General features: G+C 51.3%; 11 protein-coding genes. 4 read left to right on the forward strand and 7 right to left on the reverse strand.

The annotated features are described in order from the left end of the window. Window positions 1–12: 12 nt before the first annotated feature. The 6 genes from BLQ82_RS27785 to BLQ82_RS27810 all read right to left on the reverse strand — a co-directional run bounded on the left by BLQ82_RS27785 (window position 13) and on the right by BLQ82_RS27810 (window position 8,719). Window positions 13–417, reverse strand: a complete 405-nt coding sequence (locus BLQ82_RS27785; protein WP_025707116.1) for a CBS domain-containing protein — start codon at window positions 415–417, stop codon at window positions 13–15. A gap of 139 nt (window positions 418–556) precedes the next feature. Further along, window positions 557–3,694: a hybrid sensor histidine kinase/response regulator gene (locus BLQ82_RS27790; protein ID WP_062521542.1), complete on the reverse strand. Its 3,138-nt coding sequence runs from the start codon at window positions 3,692–3,694 to the stop codon at window positions 557–559. A gap of 134 nt (window positions 3,695–3,828) precedes the next feature. Continuing rightward, window positions 3,829–4,263 carry a VOC family protein gene (locus tag BLQ82_RS27795; protein WP_062521468.1) on the reverse strand — a complete coding sequence of 145 codons (435 nt, stop codon included), beginning with the start codon at window positions 4,261–4,263 and terminating at the stop codon, window positions 3,829–3,831. 73 nt (window positions 4,264–4,336) lie between these two features. After that, window positions 4,337–5,242, reverse strand: coding sequence for an apurinic/apyrimidinic endonuclease family protein (locus BLQ82_RS27800; RefSeq protein ID WP_143013579.1), 906 nt, complete (start codon window positions 5,240–5,242; stop codon window positions 4,337–4,339). A 65-nt stretch (window positions 5,243–5,307) separates the two neighbouring features. Further along, window positions 5,308–6,927: a helix-turn-helix domain-containing protein gene (locus BLQ82_RS27805; protein WP_062521470.1), complete on the reverse strand. Its 1,620-nt coding sequence runs from the start codon at window positions 6,925–6,927 to the stop codon at window positions 5,308–5,310. Beyond that, window positions 6,914–8,719 carry a cache domain-containing sensor histidine kinase gene (locus tag BLQ82_RS27810; RefSeq protein ID WP_062521472.1) on the reverse strand — a complete coding sequence of 602 codons (1,806 nt, stop codon included), beginning with the start codon at window positions 8,717–8,719 and terminating at the stop codon, window positions 6,914–6,916. The genes BLQ82_RS27805 and BLQ82_RS27810 overlap by 14 nt, the downstream gene beginning before the upstream one ends. 225 nt (window positions 8,720–8,944) lie before the next feature. Between BLQ82_RS27810 and BLQ82_RS27815 the strand changes: the two genes are divergently transcribed. From BLQ82_RS27815 to BLQ82_RS27830, 4 genes are all read left to right on the forward strand, one after another. After that, on the forward strand, window positions 8,945–10,510 hold the full coding sequence (locus tag BLQ82_RS27815) for an extracellular solute-binding protein (protein ID WP_062521474.1): 1,566 nt from the start codon (window positions 8,945–8,947) through the stop codon (window positions 10,508–10,510). 77 nt (window positions 10,511–10,587) lie between these two features. Next, entirely contained in the window at window positions 10,588–11,496 is a 909-nt protein-coding gene (locus BLQ82_RS27820; protein ID WP_062521476.1) for an ABC transporter permease, read from the forward strand. Window positions 11,497–11,520: 24 nt separating this feature from the next. Beyond that, window positions 11,521–12,390 carry a carbohydrate ABC transporter permease gene (locus tag BLQ82_RS27825; RefSeq protein WP_062521478.1) on the forward strand — a complete coding sequence of 290 codons (870 nt, stop codon included), beginning with the start codon at window positions 11,521–11,523 and terminating at the stop codon, window positions 12,388–12,390. Between the two features lie 39 nt (window positions 12,391–12,429). Continuing rightward, a complete protein-coding gene (locus BLQ82_RS27830; protein ID WP_062521480.1) occupies window positions 12,430–14,640 on the forward strand; it encodes an alginate lyase family protein in 2,211 nt (736 codons plus the stop codon). A 29-nt stretch (window positions 14,641–14,669) separates the two neighbouring features. Here the strand turns inward: BLQ82_RS27830 and BLQ82_RS32440 are convergent. Continuing rightward, a partial coding sequence (locus BLQ82_RS32440; RefSeq protein WP_208861958.1) for a hypothetical protein occupies window positions 14,670–14,877 on the reverse strand: 208 nt, incomplete at its 5' end.

The following is a 14,877-nucleotide window of genomic DNA, read 5'->3' on the forward strand; positions in this document are numbered from 1 at the left end:
ACCGAACATAAACTAATCGGTAATATTCCGGGTGTAATATTCAATGATATCCTTCCGGCGGATAATGCCCAGAAAGATTCCCTTGTCATCGACAACCGGGACGAAGTTCTGGTCAGCCGCCAGTGTCAGCATATCCTCCATCTGGGCGTGGATCTCGACGCTCTCGTTGTGGACATGCTGCTGAATTTCGCTTACGGTCACTTCACGCATATTCTCAAAATTCAGGCCGGCCGTATTCTTGAATTTCCACAATAAATCGCCTTCGGATAAGGTTCCTACATATTTGCCTTCTTCATTAATAATCGGGATGGCTGAATAATAATGATGCTCCAGTTGTTCAAGGGCTTCCAGCATAGTGATCGAAGAGGTAATGTACGATACCTGGTCTTTGGGCAGCAAAAAGGCGGATATTTCCATAAGCATTAGCTCCTTCGCAGCTGATTTTTGTGATAACGGTATTCTTATTAAAACACAGATTGGCATGCAAACGCATATAAAAATGCGATTTGCGGTGCTGGGATACCCCGGCGGCCTTGGCCAGGGCGGAGGGAAGCGTTCATTTTCCCTCCGGTTTACCCGGCTCCGGTATCGTAAAAGAGACAGAGGTTCCTTGTCCCGGCTCACTCTGAATTGACAGTCCGCGGCCATACAATTGGGTCAGACGGCGGTTGGTATTGAGCAGGCCGATTCCTCCGCTGACCTTGCGGGAATTGTCCAGGAGGCGGCTGACCTGTTCCTGCGTCATGCCTTTCCCGTTGTCCCTGACCTCGAAGAAAGTGAAGCCTCCGCTGCTGCGAATGCGGATGGTCAGCAATCCGCCGCGCGAGCGGCTCAGCAGTCCGTGTCTGACCGCGTTCTCCACCAGGGGCTGCAGTGTGAGCGGCGGGAGTGAAGTATTGATCCCGTCCTCGATATCCCATTCGACGGCCAGCCTTTCTTCGAACCGGGCTTGCTCGATATACACATAAGCCCGGACCAGCTCGAGTTCATGGGAGAGCGCAACCCGCTGATGCGAATTCATATAATCGAAGCTGATCCGCAGATAGGAGGAGAACGCCTCGCTGAGATCGCGCATTTTTGCAGTATCGATTTCGCTTAAGGCCATAATTGAATTTAAAGTGTTGAACAAAAAATGCGGCTGTATCTGCGCCTGGAGATAGGCGGCTTCCATGCGCAGCATCTCATCAATGGATTGCTTCAGCCCTGTCAGCGAACGGACTCTGTATTTCAGCTCCAGCCCGTCAACCGGTTTGACCAGGTAATCGTTCGCACCGGACAGAAATCCGGTATAAATGTCTTCAGGCTGTGTGCGTGCCGTCAGCAGCAGAATGGGCAGCTCCGATAATGAAAAACGCTCACGAACGATTCGCGTCAGCTCATAGCCGGAGATGTGCGGCATCATCACATCGGCGATCAGGAGATCCCATTGCTCCGTTCCCAGCAGGTTCAAGGCTTCATGAGCGCCCAGCGCGGTCCTGATATTGTAATTCTCAGAAGAGAGGATACTGGCCAGTACCTTGAGGTTGACGGAATCATCATCCACGGCCAGAATATGGATCCGGCGGCCGTCCCCGCCTGATTCTCCCGAATGCGAAGCACTCCAGATCGTGGACAAGTCTGCGAGAGGACTGTGTGCCGGAACGGAAGGTCTGGTCGACTCCGTATTCTTTGCCATCTCTTGGCTGGAGAAGACGGAAGCAGGCTGGTCTGTTACTTCTGCCAGAGGAAGAGTGAAGGTGAACTCTGAGCCTTGGCCTGGTTGGGAACGGGCCGTCAGGGTTCCATGATGAAGCTCAACGAGCTGTTTGCAAATGCTCAGCCCGAGGCCGATTCCGCCCCCGTCATTAATTCCCTGCTGCCCTTGCTCATAGCGCTTGAATATCCGGCTGAGTGTCTCCTCATCCATACCGGCTCCTGTATCGGAAACATGAATGAGCATTTGTTTGCCCTGCGTTTCGGCAGTTACGGCTATACTGCCTTCAATGGTATATTTGACTGCATTGTGCAGCAGATTGAATAGAATCTGGACCAGACGTTTCTCGTCTGCGAACACAGGAGGGAGAGAGTCCGCAATGTTGTTTTTCATTGTGAGCGCCCGGCCCTCTGTCATAAATTCGAACATATCAATCACACCGGAAACCACCGATTGGATGGGCAGCGGCTCCCGCTGCAGTTCAATCCGTTTATCCTGAAGCCGGGTTACATCCAGCAGGTCATTCAGCAGATGTGACATCCGGCGGCTGATGGTCAGGAGCAGGTCCATGTCCTGGACACTTTTTGGGTCCATTACCGTATGTTCCTTGGCTGCGACAGTCTGGGCAATACTGATAATGCCATGAAGCGGCGACCTCAGCTCATGCGAAGTATTCGCCAGGAATTGGTCTTTGAGACGGTCATTTTCCTGCAGTTGCCGGTTCAGCTTGATGTTTTCCTCAGAATTACGGAAATAACGCTTGAACCAATAAGCGGAGAAACCAATGATTGCCGCAATAATATCAACGGGATAAAAGAAGTTGCTGGTGTTTCCCCTGGATTCAACAACCCCCCAAAGCACACTGGACAGGATGGCGACCGCGGCAAACAGCAAAAATACGGCATCCTCTTGTTTCTTCAGCACCATTTGCACAATCTTCCAGACAACACCGGCTACAGGGAGCAGATACAAAATACTGAACAAGGGAATAGTGTACAGAATAAATTCTGCAGGCATAATTACGATAAAAGCTGAATACAAACCCAGTACCGCAGCATAGCTTCTGAAAAGAATACCGGAATTCGGCCTTCCCGAGAAGCTTTGTGACAGCTGCAGCATAAAAAAAGACAGCCACATATAAGACAAAAGCTTAATCTTCAGCAGCCAAGTATAATTTATCGGCAGCCAGAGCTTCAGCAGGATATCATTATCCGAGATGATGGACATGCCGACTGCGACAAGAAGCAGGAAAAAAAGTAAAAAGACTTTTTGCCGGTTAAAGCAATATAAGATCCCTGCATACAAGGCGTGCAGCAGCATAATAATGAATGCGACCAGCTGAAAGCCAATGGAATACCAGCGCTCGGTGTCTACCGCAGCCTGTGTACCAAAGCGGATGGAGCGGACAATCCCCCCTTTCTGGGGATGGTCGAAGTTGGAGACACGGACGAGCAGCTCAATCTCCTGCTTTTCTCCGGCTGTATAAGTCGCGGTGTAGGACACTGCCCTAGGGGTATAACCTTCCTTGTATTCCGCCAAACGGCCAAAGGGATTCTCCTTCTGTCCGTTAATCTCAATCTCCGAGGCCGCCTGAATGCGCTGAATCCAGAAACCGTAGGGGTCTTTTAGCGGCTGGCCGGTCAGAATCCGCAGTCTGTATGTCCCGTATCCGAAGGAGGAATGGCCTTCTTTCATAAATCCGCTGCTCCAGTCACCCGGAACTTTCACAAGACCATGCTTCTCCATGTCTCTACCGGACTGCGGGAAATCCTCATGTGTTAAAAATTGTTCAGGGTAAAATTCCCATTCGCCATCCAATGTAATAGATCGGGAGTTTTCTATATCAAAGCTGCGCAAATCCAGCTCGCCCTGAACCGCCTGTGGATGCTCCGGAGCAACGTAGGTGTTGAACCACAGGATGCGCACACCTGTCAGAATGGCCAGATACAGCAAGGCAATCAATATATTTTTCAGAAAGAAAGTAATGGGCTTCTTTATCATAAATTTTTTATTCCACATCAAACGATTGTTTTCCTCTTTCTAGGTACACTTTAGAATCCAATAAAAAAGGATACAGCATCCCTCGAATTGCCCAGAGAGCTATATCCTGATCTTAGTTGAATGAAGAATGGAGCTTAAGCGTTGCCAGCGCCCTGGCCGTTATCATGACTTAGCTGCCAGATGATCCCGAATTTGTCTTTTAGGCTACCGTAGCATTTGCTCCAGAAGGTTTCCTGCAGCTCCATGATGACTGTGCCGCCTTCTTTCAGCTTGTTGAACCAGTCCTTGATTTTGCCGGCATCGTCATTGGTCAGAGTAAGGTTGACGTTGTTCCCTTCCACATAAGACATGCCAGGGAAAACATCCGAGAACATCACAGGACTGCCGTCAATGAACAGCATGGCGTGCATCACCAGATGCTTGGCCTCCTCCGGAAGAGGGTGGGAAGGGTCTGGGGGTGCTTCTCCAAAGGTCATAATCCGCGGAGCTTCTGTTCCAAATACTTCGGCATAAAACTCCACAGCTTCACGGGCATTCCCATTAAAATTGAAATACACATTAATTGCCACAGCCTTCACTCCTCTAAGATTGTTAATGTAAGGCAAGCGCTTGATTTCCACATTGTATCATGTGCTTGTCCATTTATAAATATACAGAACCGTTAACTATGGCGTCTACCCAGTCATAACACTGCTGCAATTGGTCCTCAGTGATCAAGTCGGAGCGGTGCTCGAACATGATTTTTACCCGGCTGTTCGCCTCGCGGATGATCTGTAAATACTCGGCAATAGGTGCCCAGCCGTCCTCGACGCTTAGCTCCGGCAGCACCGGATAATGGGGATTTTGGACCGTTTGATTGACTTGAACTGTGGAGAGATGGAGCAGCCCGGCATATTTGGCATATTTCCGTAAGATGGCTTTTGCGTCAAACCGGGGATCAAGCTTGTCCTGCAGATACAATCTGGCGGTGTCCAGGCACAGTTGAATCTGCGGGTACTTCAGCAATAGATTTTCAAAAAAATCATGTTCATAAACATAACGGTTCAAGGCGTCGAATTCAAGAATTGGTGTAAAATGATAATCCCTGCTCCTGAGGTCCAGCCACTCAAACAATGATTCACTACGTTCAATAAGTTCGCTTAAGGTGCACTCACTTTCATATATGTATTCGCGGCGGTCCCCGAACCTCCACAGCTTCCAGTCTACGCGGTCATCCAGAATGACCGGCTTCGGATAATGAAACAACACATATTCCGGCTTCAGCGAAGTCAAATATTCAAGCTCAGCCCGTATATGCTCATAGGCTGCCTCGCGTTCGTCTGCGTCAGGAGAGAGGAACAAAGCATCCCGAATGGTTGAACTGTTCGCCCGGAACGGAAAATGAACGCCTACACGAAAGCCTTTGCTTCCCGATTCCTCAATTAAGCGGCGGCAGTCTTCCTCTCCCGGGAAGGAGCAGGCTTCAATGCCGTAGAATCCAGCCTTAAAATCCCTCTGGTATTTGTTGAAGTCAAATCCTCCATATTGCCCAATCATGAACTGGTGCAACTACATCCACCTCGCATAAAGTTAATTCAATCCAAGCCGAAGCTCGCCATTCGCCCCGGCTAGATTCATCTGGACATCACCGCCCCGTTCCGGCGGTAATCGGAAGGGGAGACGCCCGTCTCTTTTTTGAAAATCCGGTTAAACGATCTGTAATTCTCAAATCCGATGGATTCGGAAATTTCAAACGTCTTGTGATCGGTGGTGAGCAGCAGCAGCTTCGCCTTCTCAATGCGCAGGCGGGTCAGATATTGAACGAAGCTTTCGCCAACGGCTTTTTTGAACATGGAACTGAAATAGGGCACGCTGTAATTAATCGAAGCAGCCAGTTCCTCCAGCTTGTAAGGGTAGCTGAGATCTTCCCGCATGTGCTGGATAATCCTTGAAATGGAGGAGTCAATCTTTTTGCCGCCCTCCTGCAGCTGTTGAAGCTTGTGGAAGCAGGCACAGGTCGTCTCGTGTACGGAGTCAAAGGTTTGGCACAGCTCCAGCTTTTTGCGCAAGGCCGCTTCCAGCTCCGCACCCCCCTCGGCTCCTATGACGGTGTGGCTCATGTCCAGAAAAACTCTCAGATACAGGGATTTGATCTGCTCCGGGTCCCAGCCATGCTCTATGGCCTGGCGGAATAAAGAGCTGCGTTCCTGCTCCAGCGCTGCGGCGCTCAGATGCGGCTCCAGCAGCGCTTTCTTGAGCACCTTGCTCCAGAATCGGCTCACCGGTTCCGGGATGCGCTGAAAGCAAGCGAGCTGCTCCCATTCCTCGATGCCGATGCTCTCATCGGAGCGGTAAAAGAAAGGATAGGGGACAGAGGCTAAGCGTTTGAGCGCCTCGGGCCGTCCCTGCAGCCCTTGCCCGAACCTGCACTGGAGGGCGAAGCATTTCATTTTGAGATTCGCCGCAAAGGACTCCAGCACCTGCTCCAGAAATCCGGGGCGCTCCAGCTTCAGGGCATCGGTATAGACGGCCAGAAAACGTCCTTTGTCTAGCGCGATTACCTTGTATGCGCCTACGCTGCCCAGCAGTTCCTTCAGCACGTTGACTCCGGCGAACTGCCACAGCTTCAGCTCTTCAATCTGGTCGATCGGGAAGCGCAGGGAGCTCCGGTCCAGCTCCAGCAAAAGCACCTTGAACCGGGCTTCCTGAAGCGGGAGCTGCGATTCCGCCAGCGTGCGCAGCCATTTGGCTTCAGCGGCGGGGTTCAGCAGCATGTCCAGAAACAGGCTCTGCTCAATCTCAATTTCGCTTAACCGGACCTGCTGTTCCAACTGGAACTGCTTTTCCCGCGTTTCATCGATCGAATGAACCTGGGAAGCCAATTGCTCCATCGTCCTGGTCAGCAGGCCGGGATCAGAAAGGCAGTCATCCTTGATCAGATAGGAGGCAGCTTTCAGATGAATGGCCTGCTGGGCATAATGGAAATCCTGATGACAGGTAAGAATGATGATCTGCGGCGGGCGTTCCCCGCTTTTTTCAATTTCACGGAGCATCTCCAGCCCGTTCATTCCCGGCATCGTGATATCGGTTACGATTAACTCCGGTTTATGCTTCAGGAACAGCTCCAGTCCGTCCTGCCCGTCTTCCGCTTCGCCGACAAGAGTGAACAGGTCGCCCCGCTCTTCAATGAAATGGCGGAAGACGGTTCTTGCCGGAATCTCGTCTTCTACTAGTACTACTCTATAGTGATTCATGATGCTCCTCCTTCACAAGAACAGTCTCAAGCGGCAGCGTGATACGGATGGTCAGACCTTCTCCGGGTGGGCTGAGGAGCAGGATCTGCGCGGCATTTCCGAACAGCAGCTTCATCCGCATCCATACATTCTGCAGCCCGATATTCTCTGTGGACTCTTCCCGGAGCAAGTGAAGCTGCAAGGTCCCCAGCGCGGCCTCCTCCAGTCCAACTCCATCGTCGCTCACTTCAATGACGATATGGTTGATTACGGAATCGGTAAAAACATGAACTTTAATATACCCTTCAGGCGTTTTGTTCGGAAGAATGCCGTGGAAGACGGAGTTTTCAATCAGCGGCTGAAGGCTCAGCTTTGGAATCTGCATGCTCCGCAGCGGCTCCTCAATTTCGGTTTCGAGATGAATTTGGCACTTGTACCGCATATTAAGCAGCCCCACATATTCCGCGAGATAATCAAGCTCTTGCTGCAGCTGCACCGTCTGCTCATAGTTTTCCATGGAATACCGGAGCAGTGCAACCAGCCGCCCCATCAGGGTATTGATCTTTTCATAATCCTTCATCATGGCGAACATGCGGATGGTGTTTAGAGTATTGTACATGAAATGCGGGTTGATCTGCGATTGCAGCGCCCGGATTTCCAGCTTGCGCTTCAGATCCTCCGAATCATGGAGATCTGCCAGCAGGTCCTGAATGCGGACAGCCATGGTGTTGAGCATCCGGCCCAGATCCCCGATTTCATTGTTGGCAAAATGAGTGACGCGGGCATCGAAATGCCCTTTTTTGATCGCATCGACCTGCCGTTTCACGGCCTGGAGCGGCCGGTATAACTGATAACCGAACCCGACAACGCATAGTGCACCGAGAAACACCAGAATCCCCAGAAAGTAAGCTACGGTTCTGCGGATGATTTCTGCGCTGGCGGTCAGCTCCTTGGATGGTATCTCTGAAACCACGATCCAGTTGTCGTAGGTGGAAGTCTGCTTGACGGAGACAATGGAAGAGCCGACCGCAAATTGATTCGGCCGGTCCAGCTCTTTCCAGTGCCTTAGAATATTCTGCACCCGCCCGGTATCTTCTTTCGGCTCCAGTCTGCTGGTCGTGGCAATCGTCATCCCGTCATCGGTCAAAAGAGAGATAGACCCCCGGTTGCCCAGCTGAATGTTCTCAATCTGCTGCTGGAATTGGTCATTATTCATTGAGATCAGCAGTACCCCCTTCAGGTCCTCATACAGGTCAAAGGGGACACGTGAAATATAGTAGGTTGAAGAATCCAGAATCGCAAGGTCCGGCAGAGCGTGTTTGTCCAGGAACAGATTGGCCTTGCCTGAGGACAAATAGGCTTCGATCAGCGGCCGGTAGAGAGAATCCTCAAGCATGGCCGGGGCTTCCGTGGAAGAGAGGACTTCCCCCGTAATGGCTGAATACACCTGCAGCCCCTCCACGTTTCCGATAATCGCCGAGGCGTTGCTGAGCACAGAGATCAGATCTTTTTTCCGGACAACCTCCTCGAAATATTGCGCCGACGGCGATACCAATGCGCTCTGAATGGAAGAAATGCGTGAATACTGCTCGCTCAGCTCCCGCAGCCTGGTCATGGTTAATTCAATCCGGTCCACTACCTGGTTGACGAGCTGGGCGTTCAGGCGGTTGACCTGTTTTTCCACAGTTGTACTGGAGACGCTTACAGAAATAAAGGATAAGACAATCAGAGGAATTACTGAAATGGCGAGCATCACCAGAATCATTTTGAAATAAAAGCTCCGGCGCAGAAAGCTGAAGAAGGTTGAATTCATAGGAACCACTTCCGTTACTTGGTTTTAGACTGGGGATGGCGGATAAGCTATCCTATAATTATTATAGTACATTCAAGGATGGCTATGGAACACAGATTCCGGCGGATCTTAAAAACGGTTACACATTGGCGCGAATCCGGCATGTTCATAAGATACGCTGTCTTCTATAATCCAAAGTGTAAGGACGATGTAAACGCAAACAATACAAGCAAACGGGGGATGACAATGAATTTCACAAGAAAGCTTGTACCGCTTGTGGCAACAGCGGCATTGATGGCAGGCACACTGGCAGGTTGCTCCGGCAGCAATAATTCCGCAGCGGAAAGCTCTGCTTCGCCGGAAGGGACCGCTAAGACAGAAACGGGCAGCAAAACGGCCAGCATCAAGGCGATGACCATTCTCTTCGGCAACCCGCCTGCAACGGAAAACAACAAAGCCCTGGAGGACCTGGAGAAGCGGGGCAATGTGGACCTGGACGTGACCTTCGTACCATCCGAGGCTTACACCGACAAGCTCTCCGTAGCCGTATCGGCAGGCAACTCCTATGATCTGCTGCTGATGGATGGCGGAAAGGACGACAAGTTCAGCAACCTTGTGAAGATGGGGGCCTTCCATGATCTGACTCCTTATATTGAGAAAACTAAGAACATCAGCCAGATCGATGATACAGTCTGGAATGGAGTCAAAGTTGATGGCAAAGTATACGGAATACCCCGGCCGCGGGGCCTGTATGGCGGGGGCGAAGCCAATATCCTGATCCGCAAGGACTGGCTGGACAAATACAACCTGGCTGTCCCGAAGACAGTGGATGAGCTGACGAATGCTCTGGCTGTATTCAAGGAAAAGGACCCGGCGGGCGGGGGAAAAACCATACCGTTCTCGATTTACGGTGTAGATGGCATCAACAGCCCTGGACCATTCGCCGGTGTGGCGCCGATACAATTCGCCTTCGGCGTCCCGAATATGTGGAAGCTGGATAACGGGAATGCCGTCCGCGACTTTCAGACGCCTGAATACAAGGCTTTTCTGGAATGGCTCAAGGATTCCTGGAGTAAAGGGCTGATTGATAAAGATGCACCGGTGCTCAAAAATCAGGGGCAGGCGCGCAGCAAGTTTTTGGCCGGTACGGCAGGCGCCTTTGTGGGGAATGTGAGCGATATGGCTGAGACCAATATTGAAAAGCTGAAGCAGACGGATCCGAACGCCGAAATCGCCATTGTCGATGTCCTGGAAGGTGCAAACGGGCAAAAAGGCGTAGCTTTACTTGGCGGATACTACGGCCTGTGGGCTATTCCTAGTTCTGTGAAGGAGGACAAGGTTCAGCAAATTGTGGATTTCCTCGATTTCTCAGCCTCTGAGGAAAATGTAGCATTCTCCAAAGCGGGAGTGACCGGAATCCATTCCAGTGATTTCAAAGATGGCATCGCAGTGCAGACAGAAGATCAGAAAAAACAGTACGATTTGGATAAGCCGAGCCAATTTGTGCTGGAAAACAGAGTCGACCCTTACGTATATGCCGGCTCCAAGGATCCGGAGATTCTGAAGGCTCAAAGGGCTACTCTGGATGTCATCAGCAAGATTGGAATCGAAAATCCGTTCCTCAGCTACAACTCGGCAACCGCGAGCAAAAATCCGGACAGCTACAAAAAAATGAGTGCCGTGATGACGAAGTATGTGCTGGGTGAAGGCACTTGGGATGATGTGCAGAAAGAAATTGATGCCTGGACGAACGGCACAGGGGCGCAGATTACCAAAGACCTGCTGGATCAGTACAACGCGGAGCATAAATAAGCACAACGAAATAATATACAGAGGCGAAGAAGGGGGGACTCCCCTTTCTTTTGCCCATGGATAAGGAGGTTTGACCTGTGCAGAGAACTTTGCGCCCTAAACGTTTCAATCAATTGTGGCCCTTTTACTTACTGGCAGCACCGGGAATTCTCTATTTTGTAATTTTTCATTACATCCCGATGTCGGGATTGGTGCTTGCTTTCAAGGAGTACAGCCCATTTAAAGGCATTATAAACAGCCCTTGGGCGGGGCTGGATAATTTCAGACAGTTTTTCGGAACCTCCGATTTCTATAATTTGCTGAAAAATACGCTGCTGATCAGCCTGCTGAATCTGGTCATTTATTTTCCCTTTACGATTATTCTGTCTCTGCTGCTGAATGAACTGCGGCTGAAGGTGTTCAAGCGGGCCTCGCAGACCATTGTGTATCTGCCCCACTTTCTGTCCTGGGTGGTCATTTACGGGATTACCATCTCCTTCTTCGGCCCTTCGGGAGTGATTAATCACTACTTAACCGAATGGTTTGGCGGCAGCGCCAATTTCCTGGTCAGCAACGAGTGGTTCCGGCCGCTGGTTATTTTCCAGTCCATTTGGAAGGATGCAGGCTGGGGGACCATTATATTCCTGGCGGCACTTGCCGGGATCAACCCTGAACAGTATGAAGCGGCCAAAGTGGATGGAGCGAACCGGTTTCAGAATATCTGGCATATTACGCTGCCCGGCATCAAAAGCACCATCGTCATTTTGCTGCTGCTCCGTCTCGGCTCCTCCATGGACTCCAACTTTATGCAGATCTTCCTGATGACCAACAGCCTCAACCTGGATGTCTCCAATGTGTTCGATCTGTTCGTCTACCATATCGGTCTGGAGCAATTCAACTACAGCTTCGCGATCACGGTAGGCATGTTCAAATCCGTTGCCAGTCTGATCCTCGTCCTCGGGGCCAATTATGCGGCAAAGCTTCTTGGAGAAGAAGGCATATTCTAGAACTAGAACAGGAGTGGAGACGTTATGAAGCTGCGTGTAACATGGTTTGACGGCCTGATTGTAGTGATTATCTGCTTAATCAGCCTGCTGGTGATATTGCCTTTTCTGTATATTATCGCGGTATCCTTTAGTCCGCCCGGTGACTCACTTGCAGGGAATTTCTTCATCTGGCCCAAGCATTGGACGCTGGATGCCTACGCCTATCTGCTGAATGCGGATACCTTCCTGACTTCGGTCAGAAACTCTGTGGTGATTACAGTAATGGGAACCCTCTTAAGCCTGTTTGTATCGATTACGCTGGCATATGCATTGTCCAAAAAGTTTTTGCCCGGCCGGCGGATCATGCTGCTGTTCATTTTCTTCACCATGATCTTCCACGGCGGCATGATTCCCAGCTATCTGGTGGTTAAAAATCTCGGACTGATTGACTCCTACTGGGCTGTGGTGCTTCCGGCAGCTTCCAGTGCTTTTAATATCATGGTTATCCGCTCTTTCTTCCAGAGTCTTCCTGAAAGCCTGGATGAAGCGGCCAGAATTGACGGTGCGGGAGAGTTCAGAATTCTATATTCGGTTGTGCTTCCGCTGTCCAAACCGATTATCGCCACATTTACGCTGTTCTTTATGGTGCAGTTCTGGAACGAGTTCTTTTCCGCCGTGATTTACTTAAATGATACGTCGCGCTGGCCGATTCAGCCGCTTCTCCGGCAGATGGTGGCGATCAGCGCCTCCAATATTTCGGCAGAGGCCGCAGTGGATGCACAGCTGGCCGCTAATCTCGGACCCAATGTGCAAAATGCTGCAATCCTGCTGGCTATGCTGCCGATTGTTATCGTGTACCCGTTCCTGCAAAAGTATTTTGCCAAGGGAGCCATGCTGGGCTCGATTAAGGAATAAATGCGGATAAGCTCCGCTGGACAAAAGGTGATGATCCCAATGACGGTTGGTTATAAAGATTTGCGGCACAATCCCGCGTACACAAGACCGCAGATGTCTGATGAGGAATTCTTAAGAACGATGCTGGACCTGGACAGGCCGGAGCTTGCAGAGGTAGCAGCCAAGCTGCATGAGGGCAACGTCCCGGGGGCAAGAGATGCCTATTTGGAGATTATTGCGTCCGGTAACACCGGAAGATATTACTTCGATGTGAAGGATGTTCCCAGCCTCATGGCATATGCGATGAACAGCTACAGCCAAGGGGAGGAAGCCAAGCAGGACATTGCCGAGGCCGACCGGATTGCAGAGGGCGATATTCCGCTGTTCAAGGGCAAAAGAGTGGTTTTCCCGAAGGGAGCCTATGATTGGAACAGCTGGCTGTACGACAGCTCGCAGTATCAGCTGCATCTGACGCGGTTTGTCTATGTCAAACGTCTGGCCAGAGCGTATGCGCTGACCGGCGATGAGAAATATGCCAAGTGCTTCAACGGCATGATGAGCCATTTCATTGACGATAACCCGATGCCGGTGGACGATACCTTCCGGGCCGAGCATTCCACCTGGGACCCTCTTTCTGTCGGAGTGCGGCTGTTCATGCTGCCGGAAGCCTTCATTACGTTCTTCAGCTCTCCTTCGTTTGAGCCTGAAGTCAAACTGAAGCTGATCAAATCCTTCCATGAACACGGCCAATATGTCCGTAAGTATCATGCCACTCATGGCAATCATGTCTGCATGCAGCTTCGCGGATTAATCCAGACGGCTCTGCTTCTGCCGGAGCTGAAGGATTCCGCAGAATGGCTGGATTACGGCATGCGTGAAATGCCGGGGTATATCCTGCAGAATGTGTACCCGGACGGGGTGCAGTTTGAAGGCAGCCCCAACTATCATCTGGTTGTGATGCGCGATCTGTATGAGCTGGTGGCGCTGTTCCACAAGCTTGGCATCGCCGCCGGTGAGTATCAGGAAATTCTGGAGAACATGTTCGTCGTCATGATGCATTTGCTGGCCCCGGACGGACAATTGGTCAAATTCGGCGATACCGACCTGCAGGTAGCCAGTGAACTGCGCAATGTTATGAGCCTGGGGGCATACCTGTATCAGCGCAGCGATTTCAAGTTCCTGGGGCATGAGCGGCTGCCGTTCTCGCTCATCTGGAGAGTGGGGCCGGAAGCTGTGGAGGACTATAATCAGCTGAAGGCGGTGGAGCCAGCAGAAACGGCAGCCTGCTTTCCAGCCGGGGGATATTTGACCTCCCGGCAGGGCTGGAAGCATACCGACATGTATATGGCCATGCGGGCCGGCGTTGGAGTAGGCGGACATGCCCATTCCGATGCGCTCAGCCTGGTGCTCTATGCCGGCGGGCGCGAGTTGCTGGCGGATTCAGGAATGGGGCTGTTCGAATGGAACAAGGAGCGTAAATACGCGGTATCTACCCGGGCCCACAATACAGTAGTTGTAGACGGACAGGATCAGCATGTCCGCAGCTTTCACTGGAATACACCGGCTACCGCTGCATGCAGAATCTGGGATTTTCAAACGAATAATCAATATGACTATACGTTTGCCAGCCATTACGGCTATACCCGCTATGATGATCCGGTGGTCCATACCCGCAAGGTTCTGTTCATCAAGAACAGCTACTGGCTGATCGTGGATCTGTTTGAAGCGAAGGAGCAGCACACTTACGAGCAGTACTTTCATCTGCCGCCCGGCGGAGTGGCGTACGATTGCCGCACCAGGGAGGTATCCACGCAACTGGGTGATGCTAATCTGCTGCTTGTGCATCCGTCTGCCGGGCAGCGGATGGATCAGCTGTCCGTAGAACCGGGACTGATCTTCAAACAGGGTAATTATTATGATAACCCGGTGGTGAAGCGTGCCTTGACGGCTGCGGGAAGAACGGTCATTGAAACGCTTGCCGTTCCGTTCGGAACCGCAAGACCGAAGGTGAAGGTCGAACGCCTGCCTGCCAGGAGAAACGGGGTAGAACTATCTGCTGAAGAGGCAACCGCCCTGCGTATTGTGATGGAAGACAGAGTAGATGAAATCTGCTTATTCCATAACAGCTTCAACGTAGAGGGATACCTCGATCATACCGGCAATATCATTGCGGATGCGCTGCTGCCCCGCAAGAACGAGCCGGAAGCATTGGAGTTTGCCGGTGCCACGTACCGCCGGGATGTTATTGTTTTATCGAACCGAACAGTCTAGCTGAGCTTAATTCAGGCACACCCATTCCGCTAAGGAGTGGGTGTTTGTATTTTATTGGGCGAAATTACCTCTGCTTGGCGCAGGCGGGCGAACAGGCGGGATGAGAGGTAAAAGTACCTTTGATTTTGACGCAGACGGGCGAACAGGCGGGATAAGAGGTAAAAGTACCTTTGAAATTGGCTCAGGCGGGCGAACTGGCTAAATAAGAGGTAAAAGTACCTTTGATTTTGACGCAGG

Source organism: Paenibacillus jilunlii (assembly GCF_900102965.1).
Taxonomy (GTDB): Bacteria; Bacillota; Bacilli; order Paenibacillales; family Paenibacillaceae; genus Paenibacillus_AQ; species Paenibacillus_AQ jilunlii.

Coding starts and splice junctions, on each gene's coding strand:
- BLQ82_RS27825 (WP_062521478.1), top strand. CDS start 11,521: ATGAAGCTGCGTGTAACATGGTTTGACGGCCTGATTGTAGTGATTATC.
- BLQ82_RS27815 (WP_062521474.1), top strand. CDS start 8,945: ATGAATTTCACAAGAAAGCTTGTACCGCTTGTGGCAACAGCGGCATTG.
- BLQ82_RS27805 (WP_062521470.1), bottom strand. CDS start 6,927: ATGAATCACTATAGAGTAGTACTAGTAGAAGACGAGATTCCGGCAAGA.
- BLQ82_RS27790 (WP_062521542.1), bottom strand. CDS start 3,694: ATGATAAAGAAGCCCATTACTTTCTTTCTGAAAAATATATTGATTGCC.
- BLQ82_RS27785 (WP_025707116.1), bottom strand. CDS start 417: ATGGAAATATCCGCCTTTTTGCTGCCCAAAGACCAGGTATCGTACATT.
- BLQ82_RS27830 (WP_062521480.1), top strand. CDS start 12,430: ATGACGGTTGGTTATAAAGATTTGCGGCACAATCCCGCGTACACAAGA.
- BLQ82_RS27810 (WP_062521472.1), bottom strand. CDS start 8,719: ATGAATTCAACCTTCTTCAGCTTTCTGCGCCGGAGCTTTTATTTCAAA.